The following is a 17906-nucleotide window of genomic DNA, read 5'->3' as shown; positions in this document are numbered from 1 at the left end:
AAAACAAAACGAACAGAAATTGTTGACTCAAGTGGTAAGTGCGGCACGCGCCGTCTTTCACTTGAGTCTTTTTTATTTTTAAGGCCATACTCCTAAAAAGACTTACTCATGAAAGCATTTGCACCCCTCTCATTTAGAGAGATTGACCATTCATTTCTTTACAAAAATACGCCGGGAATCAGGTGACGGTATGGAAAACAAACTGAAATTATATGGCTTTAACAACTTAACAAAATCCCTCAGCTTTAACATCTATGACGTCTGCTACGCCAAAAGCGAACGGGAGCAGCGCGACTACATCGCCTATATTGACGAGCAGTACAACTCCGAACGCCTGACCGGGATTCTGGAGCGCGTAACCGAAATGATTGGCGCGCATGTGCTCAATGTTTCGAAGCAGGACTACGACCCACAGGGCGCAAGCGTTACCTTTTTAATTGCGGAGGAATCGATGCTGGCAGGGCGCCGAGCCGGAACCCGTGCGGAGCTTGCAGGTGAAACCATGGTGGCGCACCTCGATAAAAGCCACGTGACGGTGCATACCTACCCGGAGTACCACCCAGACACTTTTCTCGCAACCTTTCGGGTGGATATTGACGTTGCCACCTGCGGCGAGATCACGCCTCTAAGTACCCTCGATTATTTAATCGGCAGCTTTGATTCCGATATTATTACCATGGACTACCGTGTGCGCGGCTTTACGCGCGACGTAACGGGGAAAAAGCTGTTTATGGATCATAAAATGACATCCATTCAAGATTACATCGACGATAAAACGCTTCGCAGTTACGATGCAATCGATTTGAACGTATATCAATCCAATCTTTTCCATACCAAAATGCTGATTAAAGACATTAATTTGCAGAACTATCTGTTTAATACCGACGTTTACGAGCTGCCACCCCAGGCAAGGCTAAAAATTACAGACAGCCTGCGGCGAGAGATGATTGAGATTTTCTCCGGCAGCAACGTGTACTGAACAGAAAGGAGGCTCTTTATTGAATAAATTGGACCAAACTCGTATGCCCATCCGGCAGGCACTGCTGGATTTTCAGGCTGAGCGGGTCGTTCCCTTTGATGTTCCCGGGCATAAGCACGGGAGGGGGAATCCCGAACTAACCCAATTTCTTGGCGAGCGCTGTATGCAGCTCGACGTAAACTCCATGAAGCCGCTGGATAACTTGTGCCACCCGGTTTCGGTTATCCGCGAAGCGGAAGAACTGGCCGCTGACGCATTCGGCGCAGCGCACGCTTTTTTCATGGTAAACGGCACTACCTCCGCCGTACAGGCAATGGTGCTTTCCGCCTGCAAACACGGGGATGAAATCATTCTCCCCCGCAACGTACATCGTAGTGTGATTAATGCGTTGATTTTGTGTGGTGCAACCCCCGTCTACGTAAATCCCGAAACCGACCATCGCCTTGGCATTTCTCTTGGAATGCGCCTCTCTGCTTTGGAGCAAGCAATTCGGGAACATCCAAAGGCACGTGCGGTTCTCGTTAACAACCCCACCTATTATGGCATCTGCTCCAATTTAAAGGCCATTACAGAGCTAGCCCACCGGCACAATATGCTTGTGCTGGCAGATGAAGCACACGGCACACACCTATATTTTGGTGAAAACCTGCCTATGAGCGGTATGAAAGCCGGAGCGGACATGGCCTCCGTAAGTATGCACAAATCCGGCGGCTCCCTCACCCAAAGCTCGTTCCTGCTCGTTAACAGCGGCGTCAGCGAAGGGTATGTGCGGCAAATCATCAACCTAACTCAGACTACCAGCGGGTCTTACTTGCTGCTTTCGAGTCTCGATATTTCCCGGAAAAAGCTTGCCACGGAGGGAAAAGAAATCTTTCGCCGTGTGAATGAAATGGCAGAGTATGCCCGCGGAGAAATCAACCAGATTGGTGACTACTACGCCTACTCTCGCGAGTTAATCAACGGCGACACCGTATTTGATTTTGATACCACCAAGCTTTCCATTAACACCTTGGAGCTAGGCCTTGCGGGAATTGAAGTGTATGACATTCTACGAGATGAATACGACATTCAGGTAGAGTTTGGCGACCTCGGCAATATACTGGCTTATCTCTCCGTTGGTGACCGCCACCGTGATTTGGAGCGGCTGGTTGGCGCACTCGCTGAAATTCGCCGCAACTATAAGCGCGACAAAACGGGCATGCTGAGAATGGAGTATATCTCCCCCATTGTTGCAGTTGCGCCGCAAAAAGCGTTTTACGCGGAAAAACAGGCTCTGCCTCTTGCACAAAGCGCAGGGCGCATTTGCAGTGAATTTGTTATGTGCTACCCACCGGGAATCCCGATTCTCGCCCCGGGCGAATTGATTACCGATGAAATACTGGAATATATTACGTACGCCAAAGAAAAGGGCTGTTTCTTAACTGGCCCAGAGGATTTGGAGCTGGAACGGCTCAATGTAATCAAGGAGGAATGAGCGGTGGATTTATGGTTTACAGAAAAACACGCGCCCGGCGTTCAGCTTTCCATACGGGTAGACCGTCAGCTATACAGCGCGCAGAGCGAGTTTCAGCGCATAGATGTATTTGAATCCGAGGAATTCGGCCGCTTTTTAACGCTTGACGGCTACATGATGCTCACTGAGCGCGACGAATTTATTTACCACGAAATGATTGTTCACGTTCCGATGGCGGTACACCCCAAGGTGCGGCGTGTTCTGGTGATTGGCGGCGGCGACGGCGGCGCAGTACGCGAGCTGATTCGTTACCCCGAAATTGAACGAATCGATTTAGTTGAGATTGACGAGCAGGTAGTGCGGGTATGCCAAGAGCATCTTCCCCTTACCGCATGCGGCTTTGATGACCCCAGAGTAAAGCTTTATTTTCAGGACGGCCTGAAATTTGTGCGCCGCCAGAGCGAGGAATACGACCTGATTCTCGTAGACTCTACCGACCCATTTGGCCCCGGCGAGGGGCTGTTTACCCGGGAATTTTACGGCAACTGCTATAAAGCCCTCAAAGACGACGGCATCATGGTCAACCAGCACGAAAGCCCATTTTATGCGGTAGATGCACTCGCCATGCAGAGAGCACACAAGCGAATTGTGAAATCCTTCCCCATTAGCCGCGTGTATCAGGCACATATTCCAACCTACCCCTCCGGCCATTGGCTGTTTGGGTTCGCATCGAAGAAATATCACCCACTCAAAGATTTAGACACAAAGCGCTGGAAGGAACGTAATATTCCGACCCGCTACTATAACACCAAGCTGCATAAGGGCGCATTTGCCCTACCAAACTATGTGGAGGAGCTCCTGAAAAATGTCGAACACATTGACTAAAAACATTGAAACCTTTTTGGGCTGCGACTGCGAGTACGAAGAAGCAAGAGCCGTACTATTCGGCGCGCCGTTTGATTCTACCACGTCGTTTCGCCCCGGTACTCGCTTTGCCAGCCGTGCCATGCGGGCAGACTCCTTTGGATTGGAAACATACAGCCCGTATCAAGACAAGGATTTAGAAGAGATTTCTGTATTCGATGGCGGCGATTTAGAGCTTTGCTTTGGCGATACGCAAAAAGCTCTTTCCCAAATTGAAGAATTTGCCGCAGGTATTTTGCAAGACGGTAAAATGCCCGTTATGATTGGCGGCGAGCACCTAGTTACGCTCGGTGCGGTTCGAGCCGCGGTAAAAAAATACCCCGATTTGCACATCCTGCATTTTGATGCCCACGCAGACCTGCGCGAAGAATACCTTGGCACCACCCTCTCCCATGCAACAGTACTGCACCGCTGCTGGGATTTGGTTGGAGACGGCAGAATTTTTCAGTTCGGCATTCGCTCCGGTGACCGCAGCGAGTTTATTTGGGGCAAAGAGCATGTTACTACGCACAAGTTTAATTTTGAGGGACTGGAGAGCGTCATTAAAGCGCTGAAAGGCAAGCCCGTTTACGTCACAATTGATTTAGACGTACTTGACCCCTCCGTGTTCCCCGGCACAGGAACACCAGAGCCGGGCGGCGTAAGCTTTATACAGCTGTTGCATGCGGTAATGGTGCTCAATAGCCTGAACGTAATCGGGTGCGATGTAAACGAGCTCTCCCCCGTTTACGACCAAAGCGGAGTTTCTACCGCAGTTGCCTGCAAAATTCTGCGGGAGCTTCTTTTAACGGTAGTTCCCCCATCCAAATAAATTAATTATTCATATAAATAGAGGCCATACAGGAGGTATCATATTATGGGAAAAGCATTAATCATCGGTTGTGGCGGCGTTGCGAGCGTTGCCATTCACAAATGCTGCCAAAACAGCGACGTTTTTGAGGAAATTTGCATTGCAAGCCGAACGAAAAGCAAGTGCGATGCGCTTAAGGAAAAGCTTTCCGGCGGTAAGACCATCATACACACCGCAAAGGTGGATGCCGACAATGTAGACGAGCTTATTGCGCTCATCAAAGATTTTCAGCCCGATGTGGTACTGAATCTGGCTCTGCCTTACCAGGATTTGACCATTATGGACGCATGCCTTGCTACCAAAACCAATTATGTGGATACCGCAAACTATGAGCCGCTCGATACGGCGAAATTCGAATACAAATGGCAGTGGGATTACAAAGAGCGCTTTGAGAAAGCAGGCATTACCGCATTGCTCGGCAGTGGCTTTGACCCCGGTGTTACCGGCGTATTCTCGGCCTATGCGCAGAAGCACCAGTTTGACGAAATCAATTACATTGATATTCTCGATGCAAACGCGGGCGACCATGGCTATCCCTTTGCCACGAACTTTAACCCCGAAATAAATATTCGCGAAGTGAGTGCTAACGGCAGCTATTGGGAAAACGGCGAGTGGGTCGAAACCGAGCCGATGGAAATTAAGCGTGTGTATAATTTCCCGGAAATCGGCGAAAAGGATATGTACCTGCTCCACCATGAGGAGCTCGAGTCCCTCGCGCTCAACATCAAGGGAATCCGCCGTATTCGCTTCTTTATGACCTTTGGGCAGAGTTACCTGACTCACCTGAAATGCCTTGAAAATGTGGGCATGACCTCCATTGTGCCGATTGAGTTTGAGGGCAAGCAGATTGTTCCTCTCCAGTTCCTCAAAGCGGTTCTGCCGGATCCCGCCTCCCTCGGCCCGCGTACCAAGGGTAAAACGAACATTGGCTGCATTTTCCAAGGGAAAAAGGATGGCAAAGAGAAAACGTATTACATTTACAATGTTTGCGACCATCAGGAGTGCTACCGCGAGGTAGGTTCACAGGCCATTTCATACACCACCGGTGTTCCTGCCATGATTGGCGCGGCTCTGCTCATGACCGGCGTGTGGAACAAGCCCGGCGTGCACAACATTGAAGAGTTCGATCCCGATCCTTTCATGGATGCGCTCAACAAATGGGGCTTACCGTGGCAGGAAAGCTTTACCCCCGAACTGGTTGACTGATGATGGAAAGAAGCAAACTATATTTACAAGCCCCCTCCCCCAGCTTTGTGGTGGATGAAGCACTGCTGATTCAAAATCTGGAGCGTCTCGCTTTGGTACAGGAGCGCACCGGCTGCAAGATTTTATTGGCGCAAAAGGCGTTTTCCATGTTTTCGCTGTACCCACTCATCGGGAAGTACTTGAGCGGTGCAACCGCCAGCGGACTCTATGAAGCAAAGCTCGGTTATGAGGAAATGGGTAAAGAAAACCACGTTTTCTGCCCTGCCTACCGTGACGATGAGTTCGATGAAATTACCCGCCTGTGCGGCCATATTTTATTTAACTCCTTTTCACAGTGGCATAAATTCAAAGACCGTGCGCTTGCCGCCGGGTGCGAATGCGGCATCCGCATCAACCCGGAGTGCTCCACACAGGATCATGCCATCTACGACCCCTGCTCCCCCGGTTCACGGATGGGAGTAACCGCGGCGAATTTTCGCCCCGAGCTGCTGGATGGCATAACCGGCCTGCATTTTCACACACTGTGTGAGCAGAATGCCGATGCACTCGAGCAAACGTTAGATGCCGTGGAAGAGAAATTCGGTGAGTATCTTCCTCAAATGAAGTGGCTGAATTTTGGTGGTGGGCACCATATCACCCGCCCGGATTACGATGTAGAGAAGCTGATTTCCCTCATCAACCGCACACAAGAACGCTATGGTGTGCAGGTGTATTTAGAGCCGGGAGAAGCCGTGGCACTGAACGCAGGCTTTCTCGTTTGCACCGTGCTGGAGATTGTGGAAAACGGAATCTCCAATGCGATACTTGATACCTCCGCCGCGTGCCATATGCCGGATGTGCTCGAAATGCCCTACCGTCCTCCCCTGCTTGATTCCGGTTTACCGGAAGAAAAACCGTATTGCTATCGCCTTGGCGGGCCTACCTGCCTTGCGGGAGACATTATTGGGGATTACTCCTTTGACCATCCTCTTGCCCCCGGCGACCGCCTGATTTTCGGCGACATGGCGCATTACTCCATGGTGAAAACAAACACCTTTAACGGAATGGCTTTGCCGTCAATTGCAATTCTAGACCAAGCGGGCAATTTACGGGTGCAAAAGACCTTTGGATACGAAGATTTTAAAGAACGCTTATCATAATAAAAACAGGAGTGGTAAATTACCACTCCTGTTTTCTTTCTTTACTAGAATATTTTCTTTTAATTTATGCGAATCACTTGAATAACAATAAGCAAACAGGTATTATTTATTTATAATTATTATGTTAGCTCGTAAATCAAGAAAGGAAATTGGTAACATGGAAAAAACAAAAAAACGTATTCTGATTGGAGTGCTCACAATCTCTGTTGCAGCGGCTGCCGCTTTTGGCGGCACAAAATTGCTGATAAAACCTGCTGATTATATTCTGGACAACAGAAGCATTGTTAATCAAGGTGTTATGTTCGACTCTGTTGACCATGATAACGACACAGAAACCGCAACCGGATTAAGCCTTGGAAAAGATACTTATCGAGTCATTGTAAAAGATGACACAATGATTGTTCAAAACCGCGACAACGACGAAGTGATTAGTGTGAATCAACAGCAGGAGGATAACACCTATGTTCTGGAGTTAAAGAAACAACAGAGGATTCAGGTGACCTTCGATTCCACAAGAAATATGCTAAAGCTTGCAGGAGCAAGCGCCAAATAACATATCGTTCTGTAAAAGAGGAAGGCGCGCACAATGATTGTGTATGCCTTCCTCTTTTTAATTTACTTCACTTCAATGAAACAACTTTGTTTTTAGAAGTATGTTGAATTAGAAATAATTCCAGCAGAATGGATAAAGGCAAATTATCTAAAATCAACTCATACTTTATTTCTTCTTCAATGTAAAAAATCTTAACTGCCTGCAATACGGCAAGCTGTCTTTTGGGGCAAGGTTGAAGCCGAAGCTGATATTCATAGTCATCCACTCGCATTGTTACCTCATAGCTTGCATCCATTGCACTGGATTTGCCATTCTCTTTTAAATAACGGCATGCCTGTTCATACTGCTCCGGATACATTTTACGAATTATCATTTTTATTCCCCCTTGTTTTTTGCATAATATATCTATTTTTTACTATATCACAGAAGAGCCAATTAGTGTTATGCTCAATATCGGGCATAGAAAGAAGTGGTGGTAACCGAAAGATTACCACCACTCTTTTATAATTATTTAAATCTAAATCCCCCAAATTTCCCGCGCATACTCACGCACCGTGCGGTCACTGGAGAAGTGCCCGGCGTGTGCCGTGTTTGCAAGGCACTTACGTGAAAAATCCTCTGCGTTGCGGTAATCGCGGTTCGCCCGCAGCTTTGCATCGCAGTAAGATTCAAAATCTTGAAGCAGATAATATTGGTCTGGCTTATGCCACGATGCACCCTTGAGCAGAGAATCATACAGCTCACGGAATAAGCCGGTATCGCCGTCATCAAGCGTGCCGTCAATGAGGGTATCTACTACGCGGCGAATGCGCGGATTCGATTCGTACAGTGCTTTGGGGTGATAGGTATTCGAAATCTGCGCAATTTCATCTACCGTCGCACCGAAAATATAATTGTTCTCTTCCCCTGCCTGTTCCACAATCTCAATATTCGCGCCGTCCAGCGTGCCAAGCGTGACAGCACCGTTGAGCATGAGCTTCATGTTGCCCGTGCCGCTCGCCTCGGTACCCGCTGTGGAAATCTGCTCCGAGACGTCTGCCGCAGGAATCAGCTTTTCTGCGTAAGACACATTATAGTTTTGCACGAACAGCACTTGAAGCTTATCGTTTACCTCCGGGTCAGCACTCACCATACGGGCGATCTCGTTGATGAATTTAATGACCCCCTTTGCCCTGCGGTAACCGGGTGCCGCTTTTGCCCCAAACAGAAAAGCGGTGGGAGTAAAATCGGTGAGTGTACCGTCTTTGATGGCAAAATAAATATCCAAAATGGAAAACGCATTGAGTAGCTGACGCTTGTATTCGTGCAGACGCTTAATCTGCACATCAAAGATAAAATCGGGATTCAGTTCAAAACCATATTCATGAATGCGAACATGGTTGCAGAGCTGTATTTTTTTTTGTCGTTTTATCTCTCGGAACTGTGAAAGCGATGCTGAGTCATTAAGGTAAGCAGTCAGCTGTTCGAGCTGGCCTAAATCCGTAACCCACCCATTGCCGATGCGCTCGGTGATAAAGGCAGACAACTCCTGATTACACAGAGCAAGCCAACGGCGCTGGGTAATGCCGTTCGTTTTATTCTGGAAGCGCTCCGGGTACAATCGGTGCCACTCGGGCAGCACCGCATTTTTGAGTAGCTCGCTGTGAATTTTCGCCACACCGTTTGTGGCATGGGAGGCATACACCGCCAGCCTTGCCATGTGGATTTGTCCACCACTTATTATTTGCAGGTCAGCTTTGTCCTGCTGCGCTATGTTTTTCTCTTTTATATCACGATTCAAAGCGTTTTGCAGGAGAACTACATACGGGTACACCTGCGGCGCAACCGAAAGGAACAGAGAAACATCCCATTTTTCCAGTGCTTCTGCCATGATGGTATGGTTCGTGTATGCAAAGGTATCTCGTACTATTGGGAATGCCTCTTCAAACGAAAGCTGGTGCTCTTCCATAAGGATACGTAGCAGCTCGGGAATCGCGATAACCGGGTGGGTATCGTTTAGTTGAATTGCATATTCCAGAGGGAAACGTGAAAAATCTTCCCCATGCTTTAGAAGAAATGCTTTGATTAGGCTTTGCAGAGACGCACTGGTGAAAAAATACTGCTGTTTCAGGCGCAACTGCTTCCCGACAATGGTATCATCGTTCGGGTACAGTACCGCTGTTATTTCTTCTGCACGAACCCGCTCCGCTACTGCATCATCGTATTTTTGCAGGTTGAACTGCTCAAAATCGAATGCGTTTAAAGGTTCGGCCTGCCACAGCCGCAGGCGGTTAACCGTATTCCCGCCATAGCCGATTACCGGCATATCGTAGGGAATCGCACGCACCGTTTGATCGGCAAATGTTACGGTAACTGCTTCACTTTCCTGTCGGATTCCCCAAGGGTCACCCGCTTTCAGCCAATCATCTGCCGCTTCCTTTTGAAAGCCATCTTGAAAATACTGGTGAAACAGTCCGTATTTATATCGAATGCCAAACCCATTGAGAGGAATATCGTGCGTAGCTGCTGAATCCAAAAAGCAGGCGGCAAGCCTGCCGAGACCGCCGTTACCGAGGGCGTCATCGTCAATGCTTTCAAAAATACCGGAATCAAAGCCATTTTGATTGAGATAGGTGCGGCAGCGTTCCAGCAAGCCAAGGTTTAGTAGGTTACTATATATCAAACGGCCAAGCAGAAACTCTGCGGAGAAATAGCAGGCCCTCTTACCACTGTATTCCGAAAAGCTCAGTGATTTCATCGCCGCTTTTGATACGGCGTTATAAAGCTGCTCTACTGTTGCCTCCCGTGCGGTTGTTCTATAATCAAAATCCAGGTACTGGTCGATTTGCTGTTCAAACTGATTCATGCGCAACTCCTCCTGCGTAAAGGCAATCCACGAATTAAAACCATCTTAAGAGAATCCAATTCTTCTTCTCCCCCTTGGAGCAAGAAAATTAGAAGTATTACTTGTTCCCGCTGAGCCTGCCGTAAAGCTTCATCATTTGATGCAGGTTTTCTGCCAAACGCGGCGGGATTTGCCCCGGAGTAAGCCTCCAGCGCCAGTTCTGCCCTATAGTGGAGGGTGTATTGGTGCGGGCGCTATTTCCTAAGCCTAGTAAATCCTGCATTTGAAAAATAACGGTATTTGCAACGCTCGAATACCCTGCATGAATGAGCGCAGCAGGAACCTTACGATTGTTTTTTACATTTAAATACGCTCTGGCAAAGCGCATTGTTTTCTGCTTTTGGTGAGCAAAAAAACCTGCCAACGTTTCGTTATCGTGCGTGCCGCCGTATACCACTAGATTGCGCTCAAAATGGAACGGCAGATTCGAATTGGTTTCATCACTATCAAAGGCAAACTGCATCAACTTCATGCCCGGGTATCCGCTGATATTAAGCAGGCGGTCTACCTCTGGGATTACAACGCCTAAATTTTCTGCGATTACCCGCTTATTCCCCATCACTTCAGCAATGGCTTCAATAAGGGGAAGTCCCGGGCCGGGGTTCCACCAGCCGCTCAAGGCGGTAGTCTCCTCTGCCGGGATGGAGTAATAGTGTGCAATGCCAACAAAATGATCGATCCGAATAACATCATATAGGCGGGCAGAAAAGCGCATGCGGCGCTTCCACCACGTGTAACCTTCACGCTCCATAAATGCCCAATCGTACAGCGGGTTACCCCAAAGCTGGCCGGTTTCTGAAAACAAATCCGGCGGCACACCTGCCACCAAGGTGGGCCTGCGTTGTTCATCCAGTTGAAACTGCTCACTCTGTGACCATACGTCGGCACTATCTAGCGCTACATAAATAGGGATGTCACCAATAATCTCAATCCCCTTTTGATTTGCATATTCTTTTAGGCGGTACCATTGGCGGAAAAATTCGAACTGGCAAAACTTCCAGAACTCTATTTCTTCTGCATTGCGCTCACGGAAGGCACACAAGGCCTTTGGCTCCCGCAAGCGAAACTCCTCCGTCCAAGCCAGCCATTCCCTGCCGCCAAACTCATTTTTCAGCGACATGTACAGTGCGTATTCCTCCAGCCACTCTGCATTCTCCTCACAGAAGAGCAAATAATCCGCAGTATCTTGGTGTTTACTGCGAGCAAAAGCCTGACGCAAAACAGCAAAACGTTTCTCATACAGCGATGCGTAGTCCACATCCATTGGATTGCGCCCGCAATCCGATTCCTCTAGTTCTATTTGGGTTAATAGCCCTTGCTCCAACAAACAATCGAGGTCAATGAAGTACGGATTTCCTGCGAATGCGGAAAAGCTTTGGTACGGGCTGTCTCCGTAGCTGGTTGGCCCCAATGGCAGCACCTGCCACCAGCGTTGACCGGCCTCCACCAAAAAATCTACAAAATCGTAAGCCGCCTGTCCAAACGTACCAATCCCATAGGGTGACGGAAGGCTGGTAACCGGTAAAAGCACACCGGCTCCACGTTCCATCGGCTTTTGTTTTTTCATGTTATTCCCCCTTAGAACTTGCTACGCAGCGAACGCTTTCGCCTTCCCGCAAACGGAAATCGGCAAGCTCATGAACCGCTTGAGACTCATTTTCTATGCAATCGATTAGTATTTGCACCCCACGCTCCGCCATGCTTGATTTATGCTGTTCTATGGTGGCGAGCTTTGGGTTATAGTACTGCGCCAGCTCAATTCCATCAAAGCCCATAACTGAAATATCCTGCGGAATGGAAATGTTATGATCCAACAAATATCGGCAGGCTCCAATTGCCATTACGTCACTCATGGCAAATACCGCCGTAATATCCGGTGAATTTCGGAGCATTTTCTCCATGGCATGGTAACCGCTTTCATAAGAGAAACGCGCCTTTTGGTATTGTCGCTCTTCTAAGAACGCGACACCATATCGTTCAAAAGTCTGCTTACAACCCAAATAACGAAGGTAGCTGATGCTGTTGGTATCGAACCGATTACCACCAATTACCCCAATGTTACGGTGCCCTTTTTGAATGAGGTACTCTACTGCACTGGACGCGGCGGCGGTGTCATCTGTACTAACACTAGAAAGATAAGAAAAACCAAGGCGGTCAGCTGCCGTTGCCACCAGAACGCTTGGCAGGTAGATTTGCTCGAAACCCTCTATAAAATTCTGGAGGTTTCCGCCCAAAAACAAGAGGCCAAGCGGTTTGCTTTCGCGGATGAGTTGCTGCGCCTGAACCACCTCGTCATCCTCTTCATCAAGATAACAAATTTGCGCCGTGTACCCTGCTTTTTCAATTAACACTTGCATTTGCTCCAATATAGGGGCAAACAACATATTCGAAATACCCTTTACTAAAATTGCAATACTGTTGGTTGCCGTTTGCTTTAGCTGGCGGGCGTTCTGGTTGGGTACAAAGCGATGAGCCTCAATCACCGCCTGAATTTTTCGCTTTGTTTCTTCACTTACATCGGGATGATTATTCAGAGCACGCGACACTGTACTTACCGCAAACCCAGACTCCCTAGCAATATCTTTAATTGTCAATATAAACGCCCCCAGGGTGTATATTTAAGTTCTGTTTATCCTTTTACCGCACCGGACAATACCCCTTTGATTATATGCTTTTGGCAGGTAAGGTAAAAAATAATGATAGGTATAATGGAAAGCACCAGCATTGCCATCAATGCGCCCATATCACGCGAGCCGTACCCACCCTGCAAATATTGAATGGCGATTGGCAGGGTACGGAGCTTTGTTCCCACGACAAGGTACGGTAATAAAAAATCGTTCCAAATCCACATTGTGTTAAGAATCGCTACCGTAATCGCCGTAGGGCGAAGAATGGGAAATACAATCAGAAAGAAAGTTTGTAGTGGATTGCAGCCATCTATAATAGCGGATTCCTCAATATCAACCGGTACGCTCTTAATAAAACCGCTAAACATAAACACCGAAAGCCCCGCTCCGAACCCAAGGTAAATAACGATTAACCCAACGGGATTATCGAGCCGTAATGTGTTAGCGACTTTGACCATGGTGTACATGACCATTTGGAACGGAACCACCATGCTAAACACAAACAGGTAATAGAGAGTGGAGGTTACTTTGCTCTTTACCCGGGTAATATACCATGCCGTCATCGAGGTAAAAAGGATTATTGCTGCCACCGAAAAAATAGTGATAAATAAAGAATATCCAAACGCACGGAAAAAATCAATCTTTTGTACGCCATTTACATAGTTATCAATGCCATAAAAGGATTCCACACTCGGGAATTCAAAGGGAGCATTCGAAATAAAAAGCTGGCCTTTGAACGAGTTCATAAGTACAAGCAAGATTGGAACCAAAAATAAAATCAGAAGAAATGTTAAACAGACAAACAATATGTTATTCGCCTTTTTTACCTCTCCCATTAGTTCTCCACCTCCCTGCTACGCGTTACAATTAGCTGCACTAATGCAATTGCTGCTACAAGCAGGAAGAACACCACTGCCTTCGCCTGCCCTACTCCTTCATACCCCATGCGACCATAAAAGGAGTTAAATATATCGAGTGCGAGCATGGCGCTCTGCCTTGCCGGAGCACCACCGGTTAGCGCATAGTTTTGGTCAAATAGCTTAAATGAATTGGTAAGTGTTAAAAAAGTACAGATAGTAACAGAAGGCATCACCAATGGAATGGTGATAGAAAATAGTGTTTGGCGCGGGGTAGCACCGTCAATTTGTGCTGCCTCAAGCACATCTACAGGTATGTTCTGAATTCCTGCAATATAAATAATCATCATATAGCCAATCATCTGCCAGTTCATTAGAACCACCAAGCCCCAGAAGCCGTAACTGGCATCAAATGTAATATCCACTCCAAATTGCAGCAAAACACCGTTAATTAATAGCTGCCAAATATAGCCCAAAACAATACCACCGATTAAATTCGGCATAAAGAAAGCGGTTCGAAACAAATTTGTTCCACGAATACCGCAAGTAAGCAACAACGCTAGCAAAAAAGCCAACACATTGATTGTAATGACTGATACAACAGTAAATTTAGCAGTAAAGCCAAGAGCATTTAGAAAATTTGCATCGGAAAAAGCGCGGGTGTAGTTTTCGAATCCCACCCATTTTGCATTGGTTACAGTAGTAAACTTTGAAAACGATAAATAGATACCCATAAAAAACGGTATTAAAAAAGCAATAAAAAATGCGATTATGGTCGGCAGCGCAAATACAGCAAAATATTTCTTCAGTGTTTTCTGCATGCTTTCCTCTCCCCTTCCAAAGCGACCCAGCCTGTGTGCACCGTCACCGGCATACTCTAAAAATAAAGCCGCCCTGCGCCGCAGGGCGCGGAGCGGCTCTCCCGTTCATAAAGATTTATTCCAGTGAAAGTCTGCCTATCTCATTGGTTACTGGTTGCTTTCACTCTTCCATTCAGTTACTACCAGCTTTTTCACGTCATCCCAAGACTTATTTCCCTGGGCATATTGCAGCAAAGCACTACCAAAGTTATCTTTAAATGTCTGGCTGGGGAACACTGTGAAGTTCCACGGAACTGTGTTGATATCTTTTTTAGCCATCCAGTTAAGAAGATCCTTTGCAAGGGGGTCTGTTGGTTTTTCAGACTCTGTAAAGGTATCGAACGGTGCGATGAAATTCAGCTTATTGGTAACAAAATCCTTACCGGTTTTGCTGGAATACAACCAATAAATGAAATCTTCGGCCGCTTTCTGCTTTTCGGGGGATGCCTGCTTATTAATGGCGAAGAAATTCTCGGTACCAATGCAGAGGCCCTGATTTTCTTCACCGGGCATACCTGTATAGATGGGCAGGAATTTTACATCTTCTGCTTTTACGGTATTGCCCTTTACCTTTTCAATCTGTCCCCAAGCCCAGTTACCGTTTTGCACCATAGCGGTCTGCCCGAGAGCAAATTCAGACATAGAATCGTCGACCTGCTTTGTTCCAAGCAAATTCTTGGGAGTGATGGAATTGTTCAAGTACAAATCAAAGATGTTCTTGAAGTTATCGGAATACTGGAACTTAATCTCTTTTGTTGCATCACTGGTCAAATCCACTTTATTTTCTTTAAATTCATAGTAAACCGGAACATTGGCAAGGTGAGTCTGCCAGCGCCAGTCTTCACCGGGCTTTAAAGAAGTAGAGGAGAAAACACCCTTAATGCCGAGTGCATCTTTCTTAGCAGTCATATCTTCTGCAACTGCTTTCAGTTTTGCATAGCTATTAATTTCTGCTATGGAGCTTGCTTTTGCGCCGGATGTCTTAAAATATTTATCCATAATCGCTTGGTTATAAATAATTCCATAACCTTCTACCACATAGGGAACGCCATAAACACCCTCGCCGTCTTTAATGGCAAGGCTTTTGTCGGAGAGATGTTTATACAGCTCAGTATCTTTTAGGTCCGCACAATAATCCTTCCAGCTTGCATAGCCTCTTGGCCCATTAATCTGGAAAAGAGTTGGCGCATCTGTTTTTGCAATCTCTGCCTTTAGCGTTTGCTCATAAGTACCAGAAGCTGCTGTAACCACATTCAGAGTAACACCAGTCTCTTCCTTATATTTTTTTGCAATTTCTTCGTAAGCCGCTGCAGACTCAGGTTTAAAGTTTAAATAATATACGCTTTGCTCCCCTTTGGGGGTTGCACTGGAGGCGCTGCTGGTGCTCCCATTCGGGCTGCTGCATGCAGTCATAGAAGCGGTCATCGTCGCCATTGCCAGGCAAAATGCCAGAACCTTTTTCATTCTTTCTCCTCCTAATAAATAATGTTCTTAGTTCCAGTAACGTTACCGGAAACGTTACCAGTAGCTCTTGAGCTATATTATAATACAGTAATTGTTACTTTTCAATAGTATTTTTTATTTTCTTTGCATTTTTCTTCTGAACATGTCCATCTTTAGTAAAGGTTACGGGAAGCTTTGTATTCTACTTACTCAAAAATAAAAACGGGAACAGCGAACGAAAAATCGTTTCCCTGTTCCCGTTTTTTATTTAGCTTGATTCAAATGCTGAATGATGATTCCAGCAATGGAAGGACACGGCGCTTGGCGTACCACCGCACCAATATCGAACGCGACCATTGGCATCCCATAAACGACACAGGAGGCTTTATCCTGCCCGATGGTAAAGGAACCTTGTTTTCTCATTTCAAGTAATCCCTTTGCCCCGTCGCTGCCCATACCGGTTAGAATGACACCCATTGCATCACTTCCTGCAGTTTCAGCTACCGAGCGGAACAGTACGTCAACAGATGGACAGTGTCCGCTTACCTTTTCCCCTGCCGCACATTTAATATAATAGCCTCGCGTATCCTTGGCAAGAGTCATGTGCTTATCACCCGGTGCAATGTAGGCCACGCCTGGTACGACACGTTCGCCGCCCTGCGCTTCGGCCACTGTAAAAGCACACAGGCGATCCAGGCGATCCGCATACATTTTCGTAAACCCGGCAGGCATGTGCTGCACCACCAAAATTCCCGGTATATTTGCGGGCAGTTTTTTTAAGATTTCAAGCGTCGCCTCCGTACCACCGGTAGAAGCGCCTATGGCGATTATCTTCTCCCCTTTTACGTTAGCGGTAAGCGTTGGAGTAGGCAAAGACTCCAACGGTGTGGGGGCTTTTGTTTTCACCTTTGCAGTAGATGCAACGCGTATTTTAGCCGCTAGCTCCGTAAAAAACACATTGTAATCCGTTCTTGCAGCGGGCTTGCGAATAAAATCGACTGCACCTGCATCAAGAGCATCAAAAATCCCCAAAGCCAGTGAACTGACCAATACAACAGGTATTGGCTGGCGGGGAATGAGTTTTTTAATAAAATCTGTGCCCTTCATGTCGGGCATTTCAACATCCATAGTAATAACGTCTGGTGAAAGCTCCTGAATCTTTTTTGCAGCCTCGGCTGCAGAACCAGCAGTGCCCACTACTGTAATACCGGGGTCTTTCAGTAATGAATTTTGCAGTGCAGTGCGAAAAAACAAGGAGTCATCGACAATTAAAACCTTAATGCTATGATTGAGCGGCATACCGTTTATTATCCTTTCTGGTACACAGACGGCTCCAGATAAATAAACTTGGAGCTGTCCCTTTGTATTGTTTCTGAATGCCCAATCAGTAAAAATCCACCTGGGATGAGCATGTCGTAATATTTATTGATCAGTTTGTTGCGGTCGTTCTGGTCAAAATAAATCATGACATTGCGGCAAAAAATCAAGTCAAACTGCTGCATTGGCGGGAATGGCTGCATCAAATTCAGCCGCTGGAATGTAACATGGCGGCGAACATCGTCATTAATACGGTACTGGTCTGTACCCTGCTTTACAAAATAACGGGTCAACCAGCTTTGCGGCACATTTTTTAAGGATTCTGCGCTATAAATGGCAGCTTTGCCCGCAGACATCGCTTTTTCTGAAATGTCTGTGGCAAGGACTCGAAAATCCCATCCCGGGCGACTCATGCTGAAGTAATCTTTCAGCACCATACAAGTGGTGTACGCCTCTTCTCCCGAAGAACAACCCGCGCTCCAAATGCGAACCAGCTTTCGGTGATTTACACGTTCCTGAAGAGGTAAAAATTTTGTTTTTATGAAATCAAAATGAGCCGGTTCACGCATAAAGTAGGTGTGGTTTGTCGTTAACTTATTTAATAAAACAATAATCTCTTCCGGGTTTTTCTGCTGGATGAGGGTCATATACTCTGAAAAAGTTTTCATGCCCTTTTCCGCCAGAACAGAATACATACGCGCCTCAATTAGCTGGCGCTTATTGGACAGATTAATGCCGTAATTATTTTTAACGTAGTTGACTATAGTTAGAAATTCCTGATCTGTCAAACGTATCATAATGATCCTTTCTACTG

General features: G+C 46.8%; 16 protein-coding genes. 7 read left to right on the top strand and 9 right to left on the bottom strand.

Annotated features, from left to right (window positions below):
- The first annotated feature begins 190 nt into the window (after positions 1-190).
- The 7 genes from speD (at position 191) to E7L17_RS04450 (ending at position 7104) form a co-directional block, all read left to right on the top strand.
- The gene (gene speD, locus E7L17_RS04480; RefSeq protein ID WP_316322062.1) at positions 191-979 is read left to right on the top strand and encodes an adenosylmethionine decarboxylase; all 789 of its coding nucleotides are present in this window, start codon (positions 191-193) and stop codon (positions 977-979) included.
- Between the two features lie 43 nt (positions 980-1022).
- Positions 1023-2453, top strand: a complete 1431-nt coding sequence (locus E7L17_RS04475) for an aminotransferase class I/II-fold pyridoxal phosphate-dependent enzyme (protein ID WP_316322185.1) — start codon at positions 1023-1025, stop codon at positions 2451-2453.
- Between the two features lie 3 nt (positions 2454-2456).
- Complete coding sequence (gene speE, locus E7L17_RS04470) at positions 2457-3317, top strand: polyamine aminopropyltransferase (protein ID WP_316322061.1); 861 nt, start codon at positions 2457-2459, stop codon at positions 3315-3317.
- Positions 3298-4167 carry an agmatinase gene (speB, locus tag E7L17_RS04465; protein WP_316322060.1) on the top strand — a complete coding sequence of 290 codons (870 nt, stop codon included), beginning with the start codon at positions 3298-3300 and terminating at the stop codon, positions 4165-4167. Before speE ends, speB begins: the two co-directional genes overlap by 20 nt.
- A 45-nt stretch (positions 4168-4212) precedes the next feature.
- Positions 4213-5412, top strand: a complete 1200-nt coding sequence (locus E7L17_RS04460) for a saccharopine dehydrogenase family protein (RefSeq protein ID WP_316322059.1) — start codon at positions 4213-4215, stop codon at positions 5410-5412.
- 2 nt (positions 5413-5414) lie between these two features.
- Entirely contained in the window at positions 5415-6551 is a 1137-nt protein-coding gene (gene nspC / locus E7L17_RS04455) for a carboxynorspermidine decarboxylase (RefSeq protein ID WP_316322058.1), read from the top strand.
- Between the two features lie 157 nt (positions 6552-6708).
- On the top strand, positions 6709-7104 hold the full coding sequence (locus tag E7L17_RS04450; RefSeq protein WP_316322057.1) for a hypothetical protein: 396 nt from the start codon (positions 6709-6711) through the stop codon (positions 7102-7104).
- Between the two features lie 67 nt (positions 7105-7171).
- Here E7L17_RS04450 and E7L17_RS04445 read toward each other — a convergent pair whose 3' ends face one another.
- From E7L17_RS04445 to E7L17_RS04405, 9 genes are all read right to left on the bottom strand, one after another.
- On the bottom strand, positions 7172-7477 hold the full coding sequence (locus E7L17_RS04445) for a hypothetical protein (protein WP_316322056.1): 306 nt from the start codon (positions 7475-7477) through the stop codon (positions 7172-7174).
- A 144-nt stretch (positions 7478-7621) separates the two neighbouring features.
- Entirely contained in the window at positions 7622-9949 is a 2328-nt protein-coding gene (locus E7L17_RS04440) for a glycogen/starch/alpha-glucan phosphorylase (RefSeq protein ID WP_316322055.1), read from the bottom strand.
- 97 nt (positions 9950-10046) lie between these two features.
- The gene (gene malQ, locus E7L17_RS04435) at positions 10047-11555 is read right to left on the bottom strand and encodes a 4-alpha-glucanotransferase (RefSeq protein WP_316322054.1); all 1509 of its coding nucleotides are present in this window, start codon (positions 11553-11555) and stop codon (positions 10047-10049) included.
- A gap of 1 nt (position 11556) precedes the next feature.
- Positions 11557-12582: a LacI family DNA-binding transcriptional regulator gene (locus tag E7L17_RS04430; RefSeq protein WP_316322053.1), complete on the bottom strand. Its 1026-nt coding sequence runs from the start codon at positions 12580-12582 to the stop codon at positions 11557-11559.
- A gap of 35 nt (positions 12583-12617) precedes the next feature.
- Entirely contained in the window at positions 12618-13451 is an 834-nt protein-coding gene (locus E7L17_RS04425; protein WP_316322052.1) for a carbohydrate ABC transporter permease, read from the bottom strand.
- On the bottom strand, positions 13451-14293 hold the full coding sequence (locus E7L17_RS04420) for a sugar ABC transporter permease (protein ID WP_316322051.1): 843 nt from the start codon (positions 14291-14293) through the stop codon (positions 13451-13453). The genes E7L17_RS04425 and E7L17_RS04420 overlap by 1 nt, the downstream gene beginning before the upstream one ends.
- Positions 14294-14440: 147 nt before the next feature.
- Positions 14441-15796 carry an ABC transporter substrate-binding protein gene (locus tag E7L17_RS04415; protein ID WP_316322050.1) on the bottom strand — a complete coding sequence of 452 codons (1356 nt, stop codon included), beginning with the start codon at positions 15794-15796 and terminating at the stop codon, positions 14441-14443.
- Positions 15797-16039: 243 nt separating this feature from the next.
- The gene (locus tag E7L17_RS04410) at positions 16040-17074 is read right to left on the bottom strand and encodes a chemotaxis response regulator protein-glutamate methylesterase (RefSeq protein ID WP_316322049.1); all 1035 of its coding nucleotides are present in this window, start codon (positions 17072-17074) and stop codon (positions 16040-16042) included.
- An 8-nt stretch (positions 17075-17082) separates the two neighbouring features.
- A complete protein-coding gene (locus E7L17_RS04405; protein WP_316322048.1) occupies positions 17083-17889 on the bottom strand; it encodes a protein-glutamate O-methyltransferase in 807 nt (268 codons plus the stop codon).
- Positions 17890-17906: the final 17 nt, after the last annotated feature.

This window comes from Clostridium sp., from assembly GCF_032576335.1.
GTDB lineage: Bacteria > Bacillota > Clostridia > Oscillospirales > Acutalibacteraceae > Faecalispora.
This window is presented reverse-complemented; position numbering and strand designations above follow the sequence as displayed.